Genomic DNA, 23,390 nt, shown 5'->3' with positions numbered 1-23,390 from the left:
AACTTACTGTTAGGGTGCTAGGGCAAAGTAATACCATAATACTCCAGCCGACGGTAAAACGCCTGTCGGCTAATACCCAGTTGCTTCGCCGCACGCGAGACAATCCCGCCCGCCTGCGCTAAGGCAGCCTCTAAACTGGCCTGATCGATATCATCCAAAGCCCGTTTTGACGACGTTAAGCTTTGCGGTAACGCCAAATCTAACGCAGTGATCTGACTGCCACTGGCCAATAAACTGGCGCGCTGACAGACATTTTGTAGCTCGCGTACATTCCCCGGCCAAGTATAGTCTAGTAGCGCCTGCTCGGCATCGGCACTTAACGGCTTAGCCTGCTGCAAAAAGTGCCGGGCTAACGGCAGTATATCCTCAATCCGCTCATTTAACGCGGGCAAGCGTAGCTCAACTACATTTAGCCGGTAATACAAATCTTGTCGAAATTGCCCCTGGCTAATCGCTTTGGGTAAATCGGCATTGGTGGCGCTAATCACCCGTACATCCACTTTACGGGTTTGGCTAGAGCCGAGCCGCTCGAACTCACCGCTTTGCAATACCCGCAGTAATTTGATTTGCCCCGCTAAGGGTAAATTACCAATTTCATCTAAAAATAAGGTGCCGCCATCAGCCGCTTCAAAGCGGCCAATGCGCGCTTTGCTTAAACCGCTATAGGCGCCCGCTTCAGCACCAAATAGCTCAGCTTCCATTAACTCTGCCGGTAAAGCGCCCATATTCACTTTAATGAGTGGTTTAGTGCTGCGGCGGGAATTAGCATGCAGCACATTGGCAATGCCCTCTTTGCCAGCACCGTTCGGGCCACTAATCAGCACAGCCGCCTGCGCCGGTGCCAATTGCAGTGCCATCTGCAATAATTGCTGCATTTTGCTGCTGGCAAACACCAAGCCGCATAAATTTTTACCGGCAAAAGCTGCCTGCTGTTGCTGTAATTGTTGCTGTTGCTGCTGGGCTAATTGCGCCAGCTTTAACGCATTGGCTACCGTGAGTAATAAACGCTGATCATCCCAGGGCTTGGCAATATAATCGACCGCGCCGGCTTTAATCAGCTCTACCACCATATTGAGCTGAGTCCAGGAGGTCATCAGAATAATGGGCAACGCCGGATAGTGCTGGCGAATTTGATAAAACAAGGATTTTCCCTGCTCGCCATCAATGGCACCGGTAACAAAATTCATATCTTGTAGCACTAAGTCGGGCGCTGCGCTGGCTAGCAAGGCCAGCGCACTGGCTGGCGAATCTGCGCAAAACACCCGATAGCCATGTAAACCAAATAAGGTTTGCAGCGCAGTACAAATTGCCGGGTTATCATCAATAACCAGAATTTTTAGCATAGTTTATAACGTCTTAGTTGCGGTTGCCGGTGAAACCCGGGTAGCTAAGCGAGCAGGATACCATGTGGCGATACTCACACAAAGTAGCAACAACAGTAAACTTACCAGCAACAAAGACCAGGGTAATGCCGGCATACTAAGCACCTTTGCCAGTTGTTGCTGTAACGCTAGCGCCAATACTATACCCACACTGGCACCGGTTAGGGTAGTTAGCCAGCTTTCGCTTAATACTTCTAGCATTATGCGCGGCCGACTGGCCCCAAGCGCTCTTTTAATGCCAATTTCTTTTTGCTGCTGCACCCCATGAAACAAGGCATGACTATAAGCAGAAATCATTGCCACCAACAGCATTAAACCGCTAAGTACCGCGAGCAAGGTCGCTAGGCCGGTTTCGCTGCGAAACAAGGTCCGGTGCAACTCAGCAAAACTTTGCAAGGTACCAATATCGACCTCCAGCTCAACGGCTTTTAATACTGCAGGTAATTGCTCGCGTACCCGATCAAGCTGGCCTGGCGCGGTTTTTACGACCAACTGATAACCATAATCGGCACTTGGCATATTCCACGGCAAGTAAATGGCGTAATTTTGATGATCAGCATAACGCTGCGTTAGCATATCGCTAACTACCCCTATTACCCTGCCAGCACTGGTGTGCTGCCCCAGCACATCGCCATCAGCAAACAATTGTTTAGCCAGCTGTTCGCTAATGACGATAACCTCAGTATCGACATCGGTTTCTTCTAACCAACGGCCTTGCAACAAGGTTAAATCTAGGGTTTCACGCATGCTAACGCTCCCCAGCTGATAGGGCACCATGCCAATATTAGTGGTATCTTGTTTATCTATAACAAAGATATTGCCATTCATGCCACCAAATAATAGTGGTGTTTGATTCATCCAACTGGCGGATACCACACCCGGTACAGCGCGGATAGCGCTTAATTGCCGCGCCATTAAGTCCCCCAGCACCGGTTGGCTGCGCAGCTCAGGTAAAGTGGGTTTCATCGGCACCCTAAGTAAATTACTTAAGGTTAACCCTGTTGGCTGATTGGCTAATTGCCGGGCTTGCCAAGCTAATACCGCGCTATTGGCAATTAAGGCTAGCGTTAATGCCAGCTGCACTAGCAACAATGCAGTAATCACTTTACGGCGCAATAACGATCTAATTAATAATGTAAAACTCATTTGCGCCTCCCTAGGCTTTTAATTGCTGGTTTAGCGGGCTATAAGAGGCGCGCCAGGCAGGGTAAAGGGTAACCAGATAACTGGCCAACAAGGCCACACCAAACATCAGCAGGATTAAACCTGGCTGCCAGTTATTCAGTGCAGAGGTAGCAGGCAGCAATTGATTAATCAGCAATAACATTAGCACCGCAAACAGCAGTGCCAAGACAAAGGCCAGCACGCCATTAACGAGTACATCAGTGAGTAATTGCCCTTGCAACTGCAAACGGCTGGCCCCCAAGGCACGGCGTAGACTAAATTCAAACTGGCTGGCCATATAGCGGTTTAACGATAAGTGGCTGGCGTTAAACAAGCAGACCAATAAAAACAGTACCGATACCACGGCAAAAGCATCTAACTGGCGATTGCGCTCATTAAAGGCCTCGGCAATATCCAGCATATTATGCAGTAAATTACCATTGGGCCGGGGATGACGGCCGGCTTCTTTTTCGCTGGCCACCAGGTTATCCATAAATTGCCGATAAGCATCTTGTTGTGCTGGCGTATCCAGTTTTACCCAAAACTGCGCCTGATAGAATTCCCCTTCCCGACCATTGACCGCAAAGTTTTCATTATAATTTCGGGAATCGCGGCTCTGTGTGGTGCTATTGGATTTAATACCTAAGTTATAAGCCGTTTCCCAGGGCAAATAGATCTCTTCTACCGGGGTAATGGCTAAACCATTATTAACGTCGTATAACTTTGGCAACATTTGCCAGTTATCCAGCACACCCACTATGGTGTAGAGCTCGCCATCTAACAGTAATTGCTGCCCTAACACATCGGTACGACCAAAAAACTTCAGCGCGGCGTTGTAATGCAGAATAAGCTCCATGCGAGCGTCGTTATCGGCCCAGGTTTGGCCATGCAAGAAAGGCGCATTAAACAATTCAAAGAAATCACGCTGTGTAACTCTAATACTCACCGGCGTTGGACCGTTTTGGGTATTGGGTAATCGTGCATAACCACCACTTTGAAACATACCGGCTTGTGCCGAGGGAATAGCCGAATTACTGAGTTTTTGCACATCTTTATAACTTAGCACCCGAAGCGGCGTTAAGCAGCTATCGCATGCCTGCTCCACCGCATTGATGCGTGGGAAAAACAGCGTATGGCTTTGCTCTGGCAGCGGATCGCGGTTCATCCAGTAATATAAGGTGGCATTGCTAAAAAATACTCCTAAGCCAATGCTTAAGATAACCAGGGTTAACGCATAAGGCAGCGGTGCCCGCTTAATATTGTGCAAGGACAATCTGAGATAATAGCTAAAATTACGCATCGTCTTTCCTTACTGATTCACAGCCTGGGCTACCAGCGGTTGATACACAGTGGCATCACTTAGCATGCCATCGACAATCTGCACATGGCGGCCTGCCCGGCGCGCCTGCTCAGGATCATGCGTTACCATTAAAATGGTGCAGCCTTCGCGGTTTAGTTGCTCTAATAATTCCATGACCTGGCGCGCCATTAAGGAATCAAGGTTACCTGTGGGTTCGTCGGCGAGCAAAATACGTGGCGAACCGGCCAGCGCCCGGGCGATGGCAACCCGCTGCTGCTGACCACCGGATAATTGCCCCGGTAAATAGCTACGCCGCCCGGCCAGCCCGACCCGCTCTAGTGCCTGCTCAACCCGCTGTTTGCGCTCGGCGGCGCTAAAACCGCGATAACGCAGTGGCAGTTCGATATTGTCGTAGATACTAAAATCTTTAATAAGGTTAAAGCTTTGAAAGATAAAGCCAATTTTTTCATTGCGCAGTGCTGACAAAGCACTGTCTGTCATGCCGGTAACGGATTGGCCGTCGAGCTGATAATCACCGCTGTCATAACTCTCCAGGGTACCTAAGATATTCAACAGTGTTGATTTACCTGAGCCCGAAGGGCCAGTCAGGGCGACAAATTCACCTTCCGCGACACTGAGATTGATATTGTGCAGCGCCTGGGTTTCAATCAGTTCGGTGCGAAATACTTTATTTAATTGCGTAATATGGATCATGCTGCTTCCCCGCTTAGTTTAAATTAACCCGTGCTTCATCTTTGAATTCGGCCAGATTGGAAATGATCCATTGATCACCTTCCACGGCCCCGCTTAAAACCTCTACCCATTGCACCGATAAGGCGCCCAGCTCCACCGGCTTTTTAATCGCTTGATTGTCTAGTACCTGATAGGCCACCCGGCCGCCGCCTGAGGCGACAAAGTCACCGCGGGCAATTTTCAGCACATCCTGCTTATGCTCCAGCAGAACCCGGGCACTGACCCGCTGACTTTGCCGTAAACTCTGGGCTTCGCTATCCGCAAAACGCACGCGGGCACTGACCTGATTATTGCGCACCTCTGGTGCGATGTAGCTGATTTGACCGCTTAGCTGCTGGTTGCCGACCGTGATCTCTACCGCCATACCAGGCAGCAAATCGCGGGCATAGCTTTCTGCTACATGTAACTCGGCTTCGTAGCGGGATAAATCAATCACGGTAAGCAACATTTGCCCGGCGAGCACATGGCTTTGCTGTTCAACCAGCCAGTTACCCAGTTGCCCAGTTACGGGCGCGGTAATATCCAGTGCCTGCAATTTGCGTGATAACTCGGCCACCACTAAGCCCTGGCGCTGAATGTCCTGTAGCCGCGATTGCTGCTCAAACGTCAGCTTATCTTTGGCCAGTTCTACTTTGCGGCTGGCATGATCAAATTCCAGCTCAGCCTGAGTTAGGCGATCTTGCGCCACATCAAAATCCAGTTTGCGGATCACGCCCATCTCAATCGATTGCTGGGCGCGTTGCAGCTCACGCCGCGCAGCCAGTAAATTGACTTGCGCGGTGTTCATCACCTGCTCCATATCCAACTGCTGCTCGCGCGCCTGTAAGGCCGATCGCTCAGCATCAGCCTGTAACACGCTAAGCACAGCTTGTTGCTGCTGCAGCAAGCTTTCCAGTGCCGGGCTACTGATCCGGGCCAGTAATTCCCCTGCAATAACCGATTCGCCAGGTTGCTTAAAAAATTCGATTTGCCCCGCTTCCTGGCTATACAAGGTAGGCGCATTCGCCGCTACAATGCGGCCTTGCGCCGCGATATCTCGAATTAAATCACCGCGCTGTACTATCGCCATTTGCACTTGCTGCCGTGGCACTACTAACCCAGCGTGGCTGCCAGCCTGCTGCCATAAGAAAAAACCTGTTGCCAACAGCACCGGGGGTATCGCCAATAGCCAGCCATTGATGCGGCGCTTAGGTTTCGCAATAACCCGATCCTGAGTGCTGGTGCTTTGAATACTGCCTGAGTTCATTATTGTTGTCCGTTATCATCCACTTAGAGGGCAATATAGACTTAGCACTTTTGATGCCAGAATTTAACTAGTTGTTTTTTATTAAAATTAATGGAATCGCAACGCAAAACACCTGTCCGCGGACACTTAATGTGTCCGCGGAACAGGCTGCGGACAGCCGCGAACAGCTGTTGGTACCGGGGTTTGAGCATGCTAAACTTGTGCGCTCTTACTTGTGGAAGCGACTTATGTACCTTGATGCCCCCAGAGCAGGTTTTGCCCGGCGCTTATCGGCCATTATTTATGACGTGCTTATTCTTTGTGCCATTATTATGTTGGCCGCCGGCTTGGCGATGCTGTTCGTGCAAATATTGGTTTGGAGTTCGCTAGTCTCGTTGCAGGGTTATACCGATCTGGCCGACTACCTAAATAGCGGTTGGCGGCGCTGGGTACATTTAAGTTATTACGTAGCGGTAATATTAGGCTTTTACAGCTATTTTTGGTGCAAAGCCGGGCAAACGCTGGGGATGCGCGCTTGGCGTTTATTATTAGTAACGAAAGAAGGTACGCCATTAAGCCTGAACCAGGCGCTAAGTCGTGCCTTGTTATCCCTGGGTGGGCTCGGCAATTTCTGGCTTTGGTTACGCTGGGGTAAGGGGCTTGCCTTGCAGGATCAACTCACCAATACGCAGATGATCGTGCTGACAAAAGAACAAAGTAAGATATTAAATCTGCACAAAACCGCCCGCTAAGCCAAGAAACAACCAGCAAAGCTCAATACGCCCTAGCTATAAGCAAAAAGCCTGCAAAATTGCAGGCTTAACACTCATTCATACGCTAACTTGGCTAAATTTTCTTACGCATAAAATAGAGTGAAATACCGATAAACAGGATGCTGGGTATCGCAGCCCCGGCCAGTGGCGGCAACTGGTACACCAGTGCCAGCGGGCCAAACACTTCGTTACTCATATAAAAACCAAAGCCAGTTAAAATACCCAGCAACACCCTTGCGGCCATAGTGACACTGCGTAGCGGCCCAAAGATAAAGGACAACGCCAACAACAACATCGCCGCTACGGTTAATGGCTGTAATACCTTGCGCCAGTAAGCCAGTTCATAGCGGCTGGCTTCCTGACCATTTTGTTTTAAATAATCGATATACTCATTTAAGCCTTTAAGTGACAACATCTCTGGCTTAATACTCACCACACTCAGTTTGTCTGGGGTTAAGGTTGAGCGCCAACGCTGCGTTGCTTGCTGTGCTTGCATAATTTGCTCTTCGCCAAAGCTTAGCTCCGTCACTTGCTGCAAGCGCCAGGCATCATCTACATACTGGGCAGCAACAGCACTGGTTACCGTGGTTAACGCCAGGTTTTGATCAAACTGATAGATAATAATATCTTTCAGATTCCCTAAATCATCCACCTCTTTGATATTAACAAAGCTATCGCCATCTTTGGCCCAAACGCCTTGCCGTGCGGCAAACACATTGCCATCGGAAATGGCTTTAATACGTAATTCCCTGGCAGCTCTGTCACTGACCGGCGCACCCCACTCGGCTACCGCCATCATCACCAGTACCATCAGCACCGCTGATTTCATTACCGAGCTAATAATATTTAACCGTGACAATCCCGCCGCCTGCATCACCACCAGCTCGCTACTACTGGCTAACATACCCAAGCCAATTAAACCGCCTATTAAAGCTGCCATCGGGAAGAAGGTCACTACATCGCCAGGTACACTATAGAGCGTAAAGAGCGCGGCATGCACCATATCGTAATAACCACGGCCGATAGAGCGCATCTGATCAATAAACCGAAACATTGATGACAACGCTAGCAACACGCTTAGCGTCATCGCGCTGGTGGTTAAAATAGTGCGGCCAATATAAAGATCAAGAATTTTCAACATATTAGCGCCCCGCCACCCAAGCCCGAAGTTTTTGGGCACTTGCCCTGGTACGCATAATAAGTGCAGTACCAAGAATAAGGCCAGAAAGGTGCAGCCACCACATGCCGAACTGTGGCGGAATTTTACCGTCTTCCAGCGCTGAACGGGCAATAATCAATAAAGCGTAATATCCCAAATACAGTAATAAGGCCGGTAGTAAGCGACCAAATTTACCCTGCCTCGGATTTACCCGGGCTAAGGGCACAGCGATTAAGGTAAGTATTGGAATAGACAAGGGAATCGCAATGCGCCAATGCCACTCCGCAACGGCTTCAGCACTACTTTCTTGCAGTAGCGCTGGCGTACTTAGACTACTGAGCTTACGACGTCGTTGCTCAGCCTGTTGTTCGCGGATTTGCATATGGTAGCTGCCAAACTCGGTGATCTCGTAGGCAGGTGACTGGCCATCACCGGCATAGCGACGGCCTTGCTTTAATTGCAACATTTGCGCACCGGTTTGCGGATCTTCGGTTACCGCCCCAGCTTCTGCATAAACAATAGCATGCCCTAGCTCGCCTTCTTTTTCGCTACTCTGGGCCACAAAAACTTTTGAGAGCTGAACGCCTGAGCGACTCACCTCTTGCACAAAAATTACGGCTTTTTCATTGGAAGTATGCTGAAAGCGACCAGGTACCAGAGAAAATAAACCCGCGTCAGACTCGGCACGCTCTAATAGTTGATATTCACGCTCCGTAGCCCAGGGGCTTAAATACAAGGTTACCGCCCCAGCCAACAACGCCATCACAATAGATAACAGCAAAGTTAAGCGAGTGACATACCATTCGCTGACCCCGGTGGCATGCAGTACAGTCATTTCGCTGTCGGCATAAATCCGCCCGTAAGCCACTAAAATACCTAAAAAGGCACTCAGTGGCAGAATAATCACCGCCAATTGCGGTAATTTTAGTGCCACTATACTCATTACTAATTGCCCGGGAATTTCCCCTTCAGAGGCATCAGCCAGTATTTTCACAAAGCGCTGACTGATAATAATGGTGGTTAAAATGATAAAGACAGCTAACTGGGCACGAAACACTTCACCAATCAGATAACGAAAAATAATCAAAACGCCCCCTAAAAACCTGTCTTTTCACTGGAAAGCTGGTGATTTTTCAGTAAACTTGTTATTTTCACCCTTTATTATCGGGCAAAGCAGCGAAAAATCCGAGCTTTTTTAATGAATCGCGGTAAAATTGCCCTATTAAATATCCAGCTACCGGCAGTGATAAATGCTTTAACGCCAATAGTAGCACAGTCTCTTAGAATCAGGAGTAAGCATGGAGTTCAGCGTAAAAAGCGGAAGTCCGGAAAAACAACGCAGTGCCTGTATCGTTGTTGGCGTTTATGAACCACGCCGTCTTTCCGCAGTAGCAGAGCAACTGGATAAAATCAGTGAAGGTTATATCAGTAACTTATTGCGCCGAGGTGATCTGGAAGGTAAGCCTGGCCAAATGCTGTTATTGCACCATGTTCCTAATGTACTTAGCGAGCGGGTATTACTGGTAGGCTGTGGCAAAGAGCGCGAATTAGATGAGCGTCAGTACCGCCAGATTATTGCTAAAACCATTAGCACCCTAAATGAAACCGGCTCTATGGAAGCCGTTTGCTTTTTATCCGAGCTACATGTAAAAGGCCGGGATACTTACTGGAAAGTACGTCATGCGGTAGAAACTACCCAAGATTGCCTCTATGTCTTTGATAAGCTAAAAAGCAAAAAAGACGAGACCCGCCGGCCACTACGCAAAATTGTCTTTAACGTGCCCACCCGTCGCGATCTAACCATTGGCGAGCGCGCTGTAGAACATGGCCTGGCCATTGCGGCAGGTGTGAAGCAATGTAAAGACGTGGGCAATATGCCGCCGAACATCTGTACGCCAGCCTACTTAGCCGAACAAGCAAAAGCCTTAACCAGCTTATCAGATAAAGTCAGCGTTGAAGTACTCGGCGTACCGGAGATGAGCGCCCTTGGCATGAATTCTTACCTCGCAGTAGGCCGCGGTTCAGTCAATCAACCTACTATGTCGGTCATTAAATATCAGGGCGCCAACGATGATAGCGCGCCTGTAGTATTAGTAGGTAAAGGCCTGACCTTTGATTCCGGCGGTATTAGCTTAAAGCCGGGCGATGGTATGGATGAAATGAAATTTGATATGTGTGGTGCCGCCTCAGTGTTTGGCACTATGCATGCGGTAATCAATTTACAGCTACCGGTGAATATCATTGCCATTTTAGCCGCGGCTGAAAATATGCCTGACGCCAATGCGTATCGACCAGGTGATATCTTAACCACCATGTCAGGGCAAACGGTTGAGGTACTGAATACTGACGCCGAAGGGCGTTTGGTATTATGTGATGCCCTGACCTATGTGGAGCGCTTTGATCCTGAGCTGGTCATTGATGTCGCTACCCTAACCGGTGCCTGTGTTATCGCCTTGGGTAAACATGCTTCAGGGTTACTCAGTAACCATAATCCACTGGCCCATGAAATTCTTAATGCTTCCGAGCAAAGTGGCGACAGAGCCTGGCGCTTACCCTTGTGGGATGAGTATCAGGATCAGCTGGAAAGCCCCTTTGCCGACTTTAGCAATTTAGGCGGCCGCGCTGCTGGCACTATCACTGCCGCCTGCTTCTTATCGCGCTTTACCCGCAAATATAACTGGGCGCATCTGGATATTGCCGGTACCGCCTGGCGTAGTGGTGGCAAAGATAAAGGCTCAACCGGACGGCCAGTGGCGCTGTTAACCCAGTTCCTGATCAATCGCACTGGCAATAATCAGGATCATTAATGAGCGTGACCTTTTATGTGTTAACTGAGTCAGCTGACTCAGTTAACCATGCTGCTTCTTCTACTGCGGCAGAACCCCACAATGAGCTGTCGCCTGCGTCAGCTCATTTTGCTTTTGCCTGCCAGCTCTGTGCCGATTTGTACCGCGCCAAACAGCGCGTTTTTGTTTATACTAGCGACCAACAACAGGCTGAGTTTATCGATGAATTGCTATGGCAGTTTGATCCCGATAGCTTTGTGCCGCACAACCTTAGCGGCGAAGGCCCAGCACGCGGTGCGCCAATAGAAATTGGCTGGCAGCCACCGCGGCAAAGCCGCCAGGTACTCATTAACCTCACCGACAAGATGCCAGACTTTGCCCGGCGTTTTGCCAGTGTTATCGAATTTGTTCCGGCAGAGCCGGCGCTAAAGGCGCAGGCGCGGGAACGTTATAAGCAATATCGTCAAGCCGGTATCACCCCCGAAACCGTGACTATCGGCTGAATATACAGGTGTCTCTGATGGAAAAAACCTTCAACCCCAGCGAAATCGAACAGGCTATGTATCAAGCCTGGGAAAGCAAAGGCTATTTTAAACCGAATGGCGATAACCGCCCCGGTAATAACTACTGCATTATGATCCCGCCGCCCAATGTGACCGGCAGCTTACATATGGGTCATGCTTTCCAACAAACCATTATGGATGCGCTTACCCGCTATCAGCGGATGCAGGGCAAAAATGCGCTATGGCAGGTGGGTACCGATCACGCCGGTATTGCTACCCAAATGGTGGTTGAGCGTAAACTGGCACAAGAAGGCTTACCAGGTCGGCATGAACTAGGCCGCGATACCTTTATTGAAAAAATTTGGGAGTGGAAAGCCGAATCTGGTGGCACCATTACTGAGCAAATGCGCCGTTTAGGCAACTCGGTAGACTGGGATCGTGAACGCTTTACCATGGATGAAGGCCTATCGAATGCCGTGCAGGAAGTCTTTGTACGCCTGTATGAAGACGATTTAATTTATCGCGGCAAGCGGCTGGTCAACTGGGATCCTAAGCTACACACAGCTATCTCAGATCTGGAAGTTGAAAACAAAGATCAAAAAGGCAAATTCTGGCACCTGCGCTACCCGCTGGCCGATGGCGTTTTGACCGCCGATGGCAAAAACTATCTGGTGGTGGCGACAACCCGCCCAGAAACCATGCTGGGTGATACTGCTGTGGCGGTAAACCCGGTCGATGAGCGTTATCAGGCATTGATCGGCAAAGAAATACTATTACCGCTGGTAAATCGCCGTATTCCGATTATCGCCGATGAGCATGCCGATATGGAAAAAGGCAGCGGCTGCGTAAAAATCACCCCAGCGCATGACTTTAACGATTACGAAGTCGGTAAACGTCATCAGTTACCGATGATTAACGTGCTGACCCCAGATGCCACTATTCGTAGCGAAGGCGAGTGTTTCTGCAGCAATGGTGAACTTAATACCAGCCTGACTGCGGCTATCCCACAAGATTATCAAGGCTTAGAGCGCTACGCTGCGCGTAAAGCCATAGTAGCTGCCTTTGAGGCCGCAGGCTTATTAGAAAATATTGAAGAGATTAACAATACCCTGCCTTACGGCGATCGCAGCGGTGTGGTGATTGAGCCAATGCTCACCGATCAATGGTATGTGCGGGTAGCGCCACTGGCCAAAACCGCTACCGAAGCGGTAGAAAATGGCGATATCCAGTTTGTGCCTAAGCAGTACGAAAATATGTACTACAGCTGGATGCGTGATATTCAGGATTGGTGTATCTCGCGGCAGCTGTGGTGGGGCCATCGTATTCCAGCCTGGTACGACGCAGACGGCAACGTCTATGTGGGTCGAAACGAAGCCGAAGTACGCGCTAAGTATCAGTTGGCTGCAAGCGTCAGCTTAAACCAGGATAACGATGTACTGGACACCTGGTTTAGCTCGGCACTTTGGACCTTCTCGACCTTAGGCTGGCCAGAAGAAACGGAAGATTTAAAGAACTTCCATCCTACTGATGTATTAGTAACTGGCTTTGACATCATTTTCTTCTGGGTAGCCCGGATGATTATGATGACGATGCACTTTATTAAAGATGCCGACGGCAAACCGCAGGTACCCTTCAAAACAGTGTATGTAACGGGCCTGATTCGCGATGAAAACGGCGATAAAATGTCGAAGTCGAAAGGCAATGTGATTGATCCGCTGGATATGATTGATGGCATCAGCCTGGAAGACTTACTGGCCAAGCGCACCAGCAATATGATGCAGCCGCAATTAGCCAAGCAAATTGCTGATCGCACCACCAAGCAATTCCCAGAAGGGATCCCAAGCAGCGGTACCGATGCGGTGCGCTTTACTCTAGCCGCACTGGCCTCTACCGGCCGTGATATTAATTGGGATATGAAGCGCTTAGAAGGCTATCGGAATTTCTGTAATAAGCTATGGAATGCCAGCCGTTATGTGCTAATGAATACCGAAGAAAAAGATTGCGGCTTTGGCAGTGACGATAAAGTACTGTCACTGGCCGATAAGTGGATTTTGGCCCAGTATCAACAAACCGTAAAACAAGTGCGGCATTACTTTGATACCTATCGCTTTGATCTAGCCGCTACCGCGCTCTATGAGTTTACCTGGAACCAGTTCTGCGATTGGTACTTAGAACTGACCAAGCCGGTATTGTTTAAAGGCAGCGAAGCCGAGCAGCGCGGCACGCGCCATACGCTCATTACGGTACTAGAAAGCTTATTGCGCTTAATGCACCCGATAATGCCTTATATGACAGAAAGTATCTGGCAAGCGGTGAAACCGCTGGCAGGTATTAGCGGCGATAGCATTATGCTGGCGGCTTACCCTGAGTATCAAAGCGAGCTGGTGGATGAAACCGCACTGGCCGATTTAGAGTGGCTAAAAGCGGTGATTACCGCCATTCGTAATGTGCGCGGTGAAATGAATATTGCACCAAGCAAGCCGCTTAATGTGCTATTGCGCAATCTCAATGCCGAAGAAACACGCCGCTTAGCTGAGAACCGTAACTTCCTGATGGTCATGGCTAAGTTAGAAACGCTGGACGTGCTGGCAGCCGACGCCAAAGCCCCTGCTTGCGCCACCCAGCTAATTGGCAGTATGGATCTGTTGATCCCGATGGCCGGCTTAATTGACAAAGAGGCTGAGCTAAGCCGCATTGCCAAACAACTGGAAAAAACCCAGCAAGAGCTAGCGCGTGTCGCCGGTAAACTTAGCAACGAAGGCTTTGTAGCCAAAGCGCCAGAGGCCGTGCTGGAAAAAGAGCGCGCTAAGCAAGGCGAGCTGGAGCAGGCCGTCGCCAAGTTACAGGCACAGCAAGCGGAAATTGCTGCGCTTTAAAGCCAAGCCTATTTTGAAAAAAATAAAGCCAGTCTGACAGACTCAGACTGGCTTTTCATTATAACTTACGCTAAAGATTCCAATTGTACAAAAGCGATTTTTTGCTATGATGCATCGGTTTGTTTGAATAAAGATCAAACACCCCCTGCAACTGCCACTAATGCATACTTTTCAAGTGCATAAGCAGTCACTGGCGCAGGGCCTAGCACCGTTGAGTTGTCAGATCTGCTGCAACGGTTACCTTAACTTTTTGCCGGCTTGCCGGACTTTTATACGAGAATAAAAACCATGTCAGCAGATGAAACCTTAGGGAGTTTGGCCGAGCCTGTTGCTGCGGCGGCCGAAGCGGCCGCTGTATCACCTTCCGCAATCAGTTTAATTCCACCTATTGTTGTACTGTTATTCGCTATCTGGCTAAAGCGCCCTATTCTGGCGTTAGTGCTAGGCGCGGCTTCAGGCTTGCTGTTTTTGGGTTCGCCAAAAGATGCCTTATTTAATTTAGGCGAAACCTCAGTACGGGTAATGCAAGATGAAACCATTGGCTGGTTAATTCTGGTTTGTGGTGGCTTTGGTGCCTTAATTGCGCTGTTAGTGCATACCGGTGGTGCTTTTGCGTTTGGCCGGATGGCCCAGCAATATGCCAGTGGCCGTAAACCCTCGCTGTTTATGACTTATTTATTAGGATTAATTATCTTTATCGATGATTACTTAAATGCGCTTACCGTGGGTGAAACCATGAAGCGTATTACCGATAAATACAAGGTTTCGCGGGAAATGTTAGCTTATGTGGTGGACTCAACCGCCGCCCCTATGTGCGTATTAGTACCCATTTCTACCTGGGCAATTTTCTTTGGTGGTTTATTAGTCGCTAATGGTATCGCACCGGAAACAGATCCAAATGGTATTAAAACCTACATTACCGCTATACCTTATATGTTGTATGCCTGGTTAGCACTGATAATGGTGCCGCTAGTCATACTAGGTATCATGCCACTGATAGGCCCGATGAAAAAAGCCGAGCTGGCTGCGCAGCTATCTAGCGGTAACGTTGACGCCCCAGCGGAAACTGCCGCATCGCATACCCATACCAGCGATGATTTTGCCGTAGAAGCGTTCGAAGAAGAGTTTGATGCCTCAGATAAAAAAGGCGGTAAGTTATATAACTTCTTGCTGCCCATGTTAATGCTGATTGGCTTTACCATCTGGTTTGAAGCCGAAATTTGGCCGGCCTTAATTTTAACCTTTATCCTTACCATCCCCATGTATATGGCGCAGCGTTTAATGCCATTTACCGAGATGATGGAGCTGATGATGCACGGTTTTAAAACCATGCTACCGGCTATCTGTACGGTGATTGCCGCTTTTACCTTTAAAGATGTGTGCGACCAACTGGGTTTACCGCTTTATGTGATAGAAAATCTTGCACCCTATATGACAGCGCAAATGTTACCGGCCTTGGTATTCGTTGCTATGGCTATTCTAGCCTTTGTCACAGGCTCAAGCTGGGGGATTTTCGCGGTGTCTATCCCTATCGTGATGCCACTGGCGGTAGCGGTAGATGCAAATATTCCGCTGGTGATAGGTGCCCTATTATCTGCCAGCTCTTTTGGTAGTCAGGCTTGTTTTTACAGTGACTCAACGGTGCTAGCCGCACAAGGCTCTGGCTGTAATTTAATGAGCCATGCGCTAACTCAGTTCCCTTACGCCTTTATTGCGGCAGTACTGGCTTTTGTCGGCTTTATCGTTATTGCATAACGTTTTATGTTAAAGCAAACAGGGCGCCGAGGCGCCCTGTTTTATTTTGGGGTTTATACTCACATCACTTTGATATGGCAATGCAAACCTATATTTATAAACTCTATTTACAAACTACGATAAACATCCACTACCCCGTTAATCACAAACTGCACCGCAATAACCGATAAAATTAAGCCAAACAACCGGGTCATTATCTCTTTGCCAGTCTCACCCACATAGCGCACCAACACATGCGCATAAATCATCGCCAAATAACAAGAAAAGGTGGTTATTGCTATGGCTAATAACACAGTAATAAAATGCGCCACTGACTGCGCTTCACTGGTGAGGATCATCACCGTAGCAATAGCACCGGGCCCAGCAATAAAAGGTATAGCTAGCGGAATAATAGACACATCCTTTGCTAACTTACCATCCGGATGCGGCTCCTTACCTGTCGCTTCTTCTCCGTCATCTAAGCCTTTTTGCATCATACTCATCGCAATGCCAAATAAGATTAAGCCACCCGCTATCCGAAACGCTTCTAAGGTAATACCAAAGACCTTAAAAATAAAACTACCTAACAAGCCAAATACCAGAAAAATACCTGCAGACACCAAAGTCGAGCGCTTAGCTGCTCGCCGGCGCTGCAAAGCAGTAGCATTGGGTAGTAAGGAAACAAAAATAAAGGCGGTGGTCAGTGGATTAACCACTACAAACAACGCCGTGATGGCAATTAACCAATAATCGATTAATAAAGTCACAGACATAACATATCCAAAAGGTTACGACAGCAAAAGCGCTATTCTAGCAAATTTCTGCAAGCCAAAGATGAAGTTAATTAGCAAACGTCAACACGCCCTAATTGATATAATTTCAACAAAATAGCCTTTGCTAAGATCTTTTTGTTACAATCGCTGAAATTTTAGTCTGTACAGGAGTTAGGTTATGCCCGTGAGTTCGCAACATAAAGTCTATTTACCCGCCGCAGCCCGCGACAATCAATATTTACTGGCTGAATTTGTACTCAGTGATGAACTTGTTGCACGCTTTCCTTCTTCATCCACAGAAGCCCCTTATCAAGCCTTATATCAGGACTTAGCGCAAAAGCTATTTGCCTTAACTGATCAATTTGGCTTACGCAATGTCCATTTTATTGCCAACGGCAAAACACCGGTAGTGCGCTTTCACCAGGAAGCCTATGTACTGCAAACTGCCGAGCAAATTTTGTTTTTCTACAACCCTAGCTATCATGAAGCCCATCATAGCTTTTTTGATCCTAAGGTTAGAACGCGCAAAATTTCTTTATTATTTTTAGCTACCGAGCAGCCGCTACGCTCTAATGCCGCCAGTTTCCATCAGCAGGTTACCGCTTTACTTACCGAGTTTAAAAATCGCTTAGCTCTGGCAAATTTACAAATTAAAGTGCGGGATCACCAACACCTCACCTATGATTTGTTTGCTAAAGCCAAAGGTAGTAAAGAGAGTTATGGCTTTAAACTGCGCTCTATCGATGCTCGTTACAAGGCGAGGAAGTGCGAGCTACCCAAGCATAGTGCCTTAACCTATGTGATCGTTAATTTGCCCTTAAGCCGGCGCTTAAAGGAGCAAGTGGCAATTGATTTGCAAAGCACAGCACCCTATTTACCACTGTATCAGCATGTGTCAGAGCAGTTTGTTAGCGCTTGCCAACAAGAAAAACTGCAGCATTTAGCAGTGCTGGCCAATGGTTTATTGCCTTTAGTGCGCAATAGTCAGTACGATAAAAGCAGTCATGGCCAAGAGCTGCAAATGATTGGTTTTGATCACAGCATTGAAAACGGCCAACTTATTAGCGATTTACAAGGTGATAAGCTGGTAGAAATGATGCAGCTGGTGATCTTTGCCACGCCCGCAGATCAAACCGATATGGGCTATGGCCGCTTTATGAATGAAGTGGAAAGCGCTCTACGCCGCTTTGCAAAAGCAGTTAATCTGCAACCAGAGCGCGATGATTTAACCGTGCGTTTCCATCAGCATATTAGCTATCACAGCTAAGCTCTGCGATAAATGATAAGGCCGGCGTGTTAGCACTTCGGCCTTATATCATCACATCACACCTTTAACCGCCACTCTTCCCGTGCGGCATAGAGTACCGGTACCATAAAGACGCTAAGCAGCACAAACAGCATACCGCCAAGTGTTGGTACGGCCATCGGGATCATCAGGTCCGCACCGCGACCGCTGGAACTGAGTACCGGCAATAATGCCAAGATAGTGGTAGCGGAGGTCATTAAACAAGGTTTGATTCTTTTGGCGGCAGCGGCACAGGCCACTTGCCGGATCTCTGCCCGGCTTTGTGGTTTAACTGCGGCAAATTGTTGCTTTAAGTACGTCGCCATCACAATGCCATCGTCTACCGCTATGCCGAATAACGCCAGAAAGCCCACCCAGACGGCAATACTTAGGTTATAGCTTTGCAGATTAAACAGCTCACGCAAATTAGCGCCAAACCACTCGGTATGCAGAAAATGTGGCTGGGCGAAGGCATCCAGCGCAATAAAGCCACCGGCCCAGGCAATGGCAATACTGCTAAAGATCATCAGCGCCGTGCTTATCGCTTTAAACTGCAGATACAGCAGCATAAAAATTAGCAATAAAGCTAGCGGGATCAGCCAGCTTAAGGTAGCCGCAGCGCTTTGTTGCTGTTGATAACTGCCGGCAAATTGATAACTCACACCAGGCGGCAGTGTAAGCTCACCGCTGTTGATTTGCGCCGCCAAGTAAGCTTGCACCTTGGCCACCGCATCGACTTCGGCCACACCCGGCACAGCACCAAAGGTGATATAGGCGGTTAAGAAGCTGTTTTCAGAGCGGATCATCTGTGGCCCGCGCTCATAGTGAATCTCGGCTAATTGACTTAGCGGTAACGCATACCCGGCTGGCGTGGCAATCAGTACCTCGGCTAGCGCTTCCAGGCTGTCGCGCTGTTCGCGCTGATAACGCACCCGAATAGGATAACGCTCGCGCCCTTCCACTGTGCGACCGGCATCCATACCCGCTAACGCGGTGCTAATAGTCTGCTGAACCTGCTGCATACTCAGCCCGTGGCGGGCGATTTCCTGACGATTAGGTACAATGGTTAAATACGGTTGTCCCACCACCCGCTCAGCATTTACCGTCAGCGGTTCTACGCCAGGTGCCTGGCGCAATAAGCGTTCAAACTCAGGTGCCAGTTTATCTAAGGTCGCCAGATCCGGCGCTTGCAGCTTTATCCCCATCGCCGCCCGCATCCCAGTTTGTAGCATCAGTAAACGGGTTTCTATCGGCTGTAGTTTCGGTGCTGACGTTACACCGGGTAACTGCGCCGCTTGCACAATTTCCTGCCAGATTGCATCTGGTGAGTGAATATGATCACGCCATTGCCGGTAAGGTCGCCCTTTAGGATCCGGGATTAACGCCCCCGCACTGTCACGTACAAACTGGTTTTGCTGGCGGTCAAAACGAAAATACTGCCTTTTGCCATGGGCATCGGTTTTATATTCGCTATGGTATTGGATCAGCGTTTCAATCATCGATAGCGGTGCCGGATCGAGCGCGCTGTCGGCACGGCCTATTTTGCCTACTACGCTTTTTACCTCAGGAATCGCAGCAATGGCTTTATCCTGTTGTTGCAATACGGCCAGCGCTTCGCTTATTGCAGCATGCGGCATCAGGGTTGGCATCAATAAGAACGCACCTTCATCTAACGCCGGCATAAACTCGCGGCCTAATCCTGGGAAGCGCTGTGCCAGCGCACTGTCGGCTTTTACCCCGGGCAACACGCGCTCAGCACCCAACCAAATACTTAAACCGCTGAGTAGCACACACAGGGGCAGCAGTAAAAACAGCGTTTTAAAGCGTAAACAAGCTGCCAGCAAGGGTAAATAAAGGCGATGGAACAGCCAGAAACCGCCTAACACCACGACTAATAAACTACTGACAAACAGCAGGTTCTGCCAAAACCCCGCCGCAGGCCCCAGTGGTAACCAGAGTTGCGACAGCCAGATCAGGCTGCTTATTAACACCGCAACTAACACTAAGGCGCGCAAACGCCAAACCAACTGCGCTGATAAAGGTAAACCCCGCAGCCTTAACGCGCGCGCAACACGCCGCCTGAGGCTGGCCACACTGCGTCGCAATGGCGCACTACCAGGTGCAAACAACAGATACAGCACCACCGGCAACAGGGTAACCGCTAGCAAAACAGCACTAAGCAGTACAAAGGTCTTGGTATACGCCAGCGGGCCAAATAATTTGCCCTCGGCACCGGTCATAAAAAACACCGGTAAAAAACTGATAATGGTGGTGCTAATGGCCGTTAACATAGCAGGCCCTAATTCCCGCCCAGCTTGCTGTAGAGCACGCTGCACCGGCAAATAAGGCTGCTCGCTGCGCTGGCGCAACACATTTTCGGTGAAGATGATCCCCAAATCGACTATGGTACCAATGGCAATGGCAATGCCGGCCAAAGCCACGATATTGGCTTCGACCTGAAAAAACCGCATCAGCAAAAAGCTACCAAGCACCGTTACTGGCAACAGCAAACTTATCGCAAAGGCCGCCCGTAGTTGCCATAGCGCCGCCAGCACCACCACGGTAGTTAGCAGCAATTGTAAGCCTAGGGTGGTTTCTAAGGTGCCGACTGTTTCGTCAATTAACGCTGAGCGATCATAAAACGGCACAATTTGCAGCTGGCTTAAGGTCAGCCAATCCGGCCACATTGCTGCCGGATGCGCCTTTAGCCAAGTGAGCCATGCTGCGGCATCCGCCGGGTTAAAAGCGGGAAGCTGCTGTACTTGCGCAAATTGCGCAACCTCAGTAAGGGTTACTTGAGACCAATCCACCACAGCTTTTGCCGGTAAGCCAGGGCTTAGTTCGGCGATACGCGCTTGCAAATGACTAATCGCTTGTCGCGGATTGTAGCCTTCGCGCACCGTAACGACTGCGCCAACCGCTTCGGCACCAGCCACATCTAAGGCACCACGGCGAGGCGCTGGCCCGGTATTCACGCTGGCCACATCTTTTACTCTAATCGGAGTGTTATTGGCCCCTAAGCGCACAACAGCCTGCTCTAAATCGGCTAACTGTTTGATAAAACCTACACCTCGAATTAGGTACTCAACCCCATTTAGCTCGCGGCTACCAGCACTCACATCCAAATTCGCGGCCATCACCGCCGCCGTCACTTGCTCCAGCGTGACATCGTACAACCGCAGCAGATTGGCATCTACTTCAACCTGGTATTCGCGCTGATAGCCGCCGATAGCCGCCACTTCGCTGATGCCCTCGGCCGTTAACAGCCCACTACGTAAATACCAATCTTGCACCGAGCGCAACTCTTCCAAAGACCAGCCGCCACTAGGCTTGCCCTCTGGCGTGCGCCCCTCTAGCGTATACCAAAACACTTGCCCCAAACCGGTGGCATCTGGTCCCAAGGCGGGTTGCACGCCCACGGGCAAGGTATCGGCAGGTAAGCTAGCCAGCTTTTCTAAAATGCGCGAGCGTGCCCAGTAAAACTCAATGTTTTCCTCAAATATTAAGGCGATAGTGCTAAAGCCAAACATCGATAAAGAACGCACGTCCTTTACCCCTGGCACGCCCATCAAGGCACTGCTTAGCGGATAGGTGAGTTGATCTTCTACATCTTGCGGTGAGCGTCCGGGCCAATCAGCAAAGACAATTTGCTGGTTTTCACCCAAGTTAGGTATCGCATCGACGGCCACCGGTTTTAGCGGTATACCATGTTGCCATGCAAAGGGCGAACCCCCTATACCGGCTAATACCAAGATCAATGCGCTTAACAGGACCAACAGTTTTTGTTGCAGCAGCAAGGCAATAACCCGGCCAAAGCCGGCAATACGCGGTGTCATGGTTAGTCCTCCACAGCGAATTGACGAACCATATCGCCACAGCGCAGCATCATGGCACCAAAGTAAGGGTTACGCAGCTCACTATCAGACTGCAGCCAGCTGGCGCCTTCACCACTTCGGGCCATTGGGCAATAAGCTTCATACCAGCCTTGGGCTAAGACACCGAGCTCGGCAAAACGCAGCAAGCCTAGATTATGTCGATAGAACAGTGCCCGGGCTTCCTCGAGATCCGTGATGCTGTTAATCTCATCCGCGCCGGCTTGCAGCGCCAGTACTATACGTGGAAATCGCTCTGGCCAGGCGATATTGCTTACCGCTTGCTGCATGGCGAGCGTCCCTTGCTGCCATAGTGCTAAATCATCCTGGATCAAACCAGCGTAGGCTTGTTGGTAGCCTGCCAACAATGGCGCTTGTAAGGCCGCGCTAACAACAAAACCATCTATTGCAACGGGCGTGGTAGCAGGGGTGGCAACCGAAGGGATTGGCGGATTACTGGCAAGACGCTCTGCTGATAACATACTTGGCAAACCACGGATCTGCAGCTCACTGTCTAAGCGAAAAGCACCTTTACTTACCACCAACTCGCCTTCATCAATACCATTTAGCACCTGATAATATTCCCCCACCCGCTGGCCCACCGTGACGATTCTTGGCTGGTAATGTGGTTTTTCGGCATCAAGTTGCACATAAATCAGTGATTGCTTACCCGTGAACAAGACCGCGCTGGCGGGCACCAGCAAAGTCTCTGCTAAGGGATGGCTTAGCGTTGCCAACGCCAGCATACCCGGCTTTAAACGGCCATCAGTATTGCTTAAACTGGCGCGAACACGTGCAGTACGGCTATTACTACTAAGCTGTGGCTCAATTAACTCAACCTTGCCGGCAAACTGCTCGCCTGGAAAAGCAGCAAAGGCAACCGTAAAAGCTTGCCCCTGCTTTATTAGTGGCAACTGCGCTTCAAACACCTCTAATTCTAACCAGAGCTTATCCAGCGCTAATACCGTAAACAAGGGTTGCCCTACCGTGACATAAGCGCCTTGATTTACGAACTTCTCGGTGACAATACCCCCCACGGGGGCACTGAGTGTTACCGTATCCTGCAATTGTTCCCGTGTTAAAATCTGCTCAATTTGCGTTGCCGGCACCCCGAGTAAACGCAAACGGCGACGGGCACTGTCTAAGGTAGTTCCAGCGGGCAAGCTGCCTGCGCGGCCGGCTAATTGCTTGGCTTGCAGCAGCTCTTGCTGGATCACAATCAGATCCGGGCTAAAGATCTCCAGCAGCGGCTCGCCAGCGGTAACCTGCTGTGCGGTGCGATTAACATAAGCCTGCTCGATCCGCCCTCCTGTCCAGGCGCTAATGGTTTGTATCCGGCTTTGATCTGCAGCCAAACGTCCCGGTAGGGTAAAGTGATGGGTTGCAGCGGCTTTTTTCACTGGTATAACCTCTGTTTGCAACAGGGCGGCCGCTCGGGGGCTTAAGCGCAATTCAGTTTGCACACTGGCAGCATCATTTGCCGTGTCATCATCTTGTGGTACTGGAATGAGCGCCATGCCACAAATTGGACAACGAGCATTTGGATCGGTAAAACGAATCTGTGGATGCATCGAGCAAGTATAACTTTGCGCTTCCGGTTGCAGTGCTGCTAAAGGATCTACCACCGCAGACTGAGAAGCGGGCGTGGTTGCGTGATTATGTGTATGGCCATGAGCATGCTGCTGCATATTCTGTACAGCCAAGGTCTGTGGCGCTAGCAATAGCGCAGCTAACAACGGCAGCAAGGTTTTCTGTGGCAGAGTGCCAACAGCTTGGAAACAGGAATCTTGAGGTATAAACATAAT

16 protein-coding genes are annotated in these 23,390 nt (G+C 49.6%); 6 read left to right on the top strand and 10 right to left on the bottom strand.

Annotated elements, in window-relative coordinates:
• Positions 1–17: 17 nt before the first annotated feature.
• From IE163_RS03305 to IE163_RS03285, 5 genes are read right to left on the bottom strand one after another with little or no spacing between them, the layout of a single operon-like run.
• A complete protein-coding gene (locus tag IE163_RS03305; protein WP_189430137.1) occupies positions 18–1,343 on the bottom strand; it encodes a sigma-54-dependent transcriptional regulator in 1,326 nt (441 codons plus the stop codon).
• A 3-nt stretch (positions 1,344–1,346) separates the two neighbouring features.
• The gene (locus tag IE163_RS03300) at positions 1,347–2,528 is read right to left on the bottom strand and encodes an FtsX-like permease family protein (protein WP_189430135.1); all 1,182 of its coding nucleotides are present in this window, start codon (positions 2,526–2,528) and stop codon (positions 1,347–1,349) included.
• A 10-nt stretch (positions 2,529–2,538) separates the two neighbouring features.
• A complete protein-coding gene (locus IE163_RS03295; protein ID WP_189430133.1) occupies positions 2,539–3,846 on the bottom strand; it encodes an ABC transporter permease in 1,308 nt (435 codons plus the stop codon).
• 9 nt (positions 3,847–3,855) lie between these two features.
• Complete coding sequence (locus tag IE163_RS03290) at positions 3,856–4,560, bottom strand: ABC transporter ATP-binding protein (RefSeq protein WP_189430131.1); 705 nt, start codon at positions 4,558–4,560, stop codon at positions 3,856–3,858.
• Between the two features lie 13 nt (positions 4,561–4,573).
• Positions 4,574–5,845, bottom strand: a complete 1,272-nt coding sequence (locus tag IE163_RS03285) for an efflux RND transporter periplasmic adaptor subunit (protein ID WP_189430129.1) — start codon at positions 5,843–5,845, stop codon at positions 4,574–4,576.
• A 227-nt stretch (positions 5,846–6,072) separates the two neighbouring features.
• On the opposite strand from IE163_RS03285, the gene IE163_RS03280 reads away from it, so the two are divergent.
• Positions 6,073–6,576 (top strand): RDD family protein, encoded by a 504-nt coding sequence (locus IE163_RS03280; protein ID WP_189430127.1) that lies wholly within the window; start codon positions 6,073–6,075, stop codon positions 6,574–6,576.
• 94 nt (positions 6,577–6,670) lie between these two features.
• Here IE163_RS03280 and lptG read toward each other — a convergent pair whose 3' ends face one another.
• Positions 6,671–7,738 (bottom strand): LPS export ABC transporter permease LptG, encoded by a 1,068-nt coding sequence (gene lptG, locus IE163_RS03275; protein ID WP_189430124.1) that lies wholly within the window; start codon positions 7,736–7,738, stop codon positions 6,671–6,673.
• A gap of 1 nt (position 7,739) precedes the next feature.
• A complete protein-coding gene (gene lptF / locus IE163_RS03270) occupies positions 7,740–8,843 on the bottom strand; it encodes an LPS export ABC transporter permease LptF (protein ID WP_189430122.1) in 1,104 nt (367 codons plus the stop codon).
• Between the two features lie 211 nt (positions 8,844–9,054).
• Here lptF and pepA point away from each other — a divergent pair, with 211 nt between their 5' ends.
• From pepA to IE163_RS03250, 4 genes are all read left to right on the top strand, one after another.
• The gene (gene pepA / locus IE163_RS03265) at positions 9,055–10,563 is read left to right on the top strand and encodes a leucyl aminopeptidase (protein ID WP_189430120.1); all 1,509 of its coding nucleotides are present in this window, start codon (positions 9,055–9,057) and stop codon (positions 10,561–10,563) included.
• On the top strand, positions 10,563–11,045 hold the full coding sequence (locus IE163_RS03260) for a DNA polymerase III subunit chi (protein WP_189430118.1): 483 nt from the start codon (positions 10,563–10,565) through the stop codon (positions 11,043–11,045). The genes pepA and IE163_RS03260 overlap by 1 nt, the downstream gene beginning before the upstream one ends.
• Before the next feature lie 17 nt (positions 11,046–11,062).
• Positions 11,063–13,921 (top strand): valine--tRNA ligase, encoded by a 2,859-nt coding sequence (locus tag IE163_RS03255; protein ID WP_189430116.1) that lies wholly within the window; start codon positions 11,063–11,065, stop codon positions 13,919–13,921.
• Positions 13,922–14,209: 288 nt separating this feature from the next.
• The gene (locus tag IE163_RS03250; RefSeq protein WP_229833410.1) at positions 14,210–15,676 is read left to right on the top strand and encodes a Na+/H+ antiporter NhaC family protein; all 1,467 of its coding nucleotides are present in this window, start codon (positions 14,210–14,212) and stop codon (positions 15,674–15,676) included.
• Positions 15,677–15,783: 107 nt separating this feature from the next.
• On the opposite strand, the gene IE163_RS03245 is transcribed toward IE163_RS03250, so the two are convergent.
• Positions 15,784–16,428 (bottom strand): MarC family protein, encoded by a 645-nt coding sequence (locus IE163_RS03245; protein ID WP_189430107.1) that lies wholly within the window; start codon positions 16,426–16,428, stop codon positions 15,784–15,786.
• 178 nt (positions 16,429–16,606) lie between these two features.
• Here IE163_RS03245 and IE163_RS03240 point away from each other — a divergent pair, with 178 nt between their 5' ends.
• Positions 16,607–17,695 (top strand): DUF3083 family protein, encoded by a 1,089-nt coding sequence (locus IE163_RS03240; RefSeq protein ID WP_189430105.1) that lies wholly within the window; start codon positions 16,607–16,609, stop codon positions 17,693–17,695.
• A gap of 56 nt (positions 17,696–17,751) precedes the next feature.
• On the opposite strand, the gene IE163_RS03235 is transcribed toward IE163_RS03240, so the two are convergent.
• Entirely contained in the window at positions 17,752–21,549 is a 3,798-nt protein-coding gene (locus tag IE163_RS03235; protein WP_189430103.1) for an efflux RND transporter permease subunit, read from the bottom strand.
• 2 nt (positions 21,550–21,551) lie between these two features.
• Positions 21,552–23,387 carry an efflux RND transporter periplasmic adaptor subunit gene (locus IE163_RS03230; protein WP_189430101.1) on the bottom strand — a complete coding sequence of 612 codons (1,836 nt, stop codon included), beginning with the start codon at positions 23,385–23,387 and terminating at the stop codon, positions 21,552–21,554.
• Positions 23,388–23,390: the final 3 nt, after the last annotated feature.

Origin of the sequence: Alishewanella longhuensis (assembly GCF_014653435.1) — a bacterium.
Classification (GTDB): domain Bacteria; phylum Pseudomonadota; class Gammaproteobacteria; order Enterobacterales; family Alteromonadaceae; genus Alishewanella; species Alishewanella longhuensis.
The sequence above is the reverse complement of the archived record's forward strand: the minus strand, read 5'-3'. Positions and strand labels throughout refer to the sequence as shown.

Coding starts and splice junctions, on each gene's coding strand:
- IE163_RS03305 (WP_189430137.1), bottom strand. CDS start 1,343: ATGCTAAAAATTCTGGTTATTGATGATAACCCGGCAATTTGTACTGCG.
- IE163_RS03300 (WP_189430135.1), bottom strand. CDS start 2,528: ATGAGTTTTACATTATTAATTAGATCGTTATTGCGCCGTAAAGTGATT.
- IE163_RS03295 (WP_189430133.1), bottom strand. CDS start 3,846: ATGCGTAATTTTAGCTATTATCTCAGATTGTCCTTGCACAATATTAAG.
- IE163_RS03290 (WP_189430131.1), bottom strand. CDS start 4,560: ATGATCCATATTACGCAATTAAATAAAGTATTTCGCACCGAACTGATT.
- IE163_RS03285 (WP_189430129.1), bottom strand. CDS start 5,845: ATGAACTCAGGCAGTATTCAAAGCACCAGCACTCAGGATCGGGTTATT.
- IE163_RS03280 (WP_189430127.1), top strand. CDS start 6,073: ATGTACCTTGATGCCCCCAGAGCAGGTTTTGCCCGGCGCTTATCGGCC.
- lptG (WP_189430124.1), bottom strand. CDS start 7,738: ATGTTGAAAATTCTTGATCTTTATATTGGCCGCACTATTTTAACCACC.
- pepA (WP_189430120.1), top strand. CDS start 9,055: ATGGAGTTCAGCGTAAAAAGCGGAAGTCCGGAAAAACAACGCAGTGCC.
- IE163_RS03260 (WP_189430118.1), top strand. CDS start 10,563: ATGAGCGTGACCTTTTATGTGTTAACTGAGTCAGCTGACTCAGTTAAC.
- IE163_RS03255 (WP_189430116.1), top strand. CDS start 11,063: ATGGAAAAAACCTTCAACCCCAGCGAAATCGAACAGGCTATGTATCAA.
- IE163_RS03250 (WP_229833410.1), top strand. CDS start 14,210: ATGTCAGCAGATGAAACCTTAGGGAGTTTGGCCGAGCCTGTTGCTGCG.
- IE163_RS03245 (WP_189430107.1), bottom strand. CDS start 16,428: ATGTCTGTGACTTTATTAATCGATTATTGGTTAATTGCCATCACGGCG.
- IE163_RS03240 (WP_189430105.1), top strand. CDS start 16,607: ATGCCCGTGAGTTCGCAACATAAAGTCTATTTACCCGCCGCAGCCCGC.
- IE163_RS03235 (WP_189430103.1), bottom strand. CDS start 21,549: ATGACACCGCGTATTGCCGGCTTTGGCCGGGTTATTGCCTTGCTGCTG.
- IE163_RS03230 (WP_189430101.1), bottom strand. CDS start 23,387: ATGTTTATACCTCAAGATTCCTGTTTCCAAGCTGTTGGCACTCTGCCA.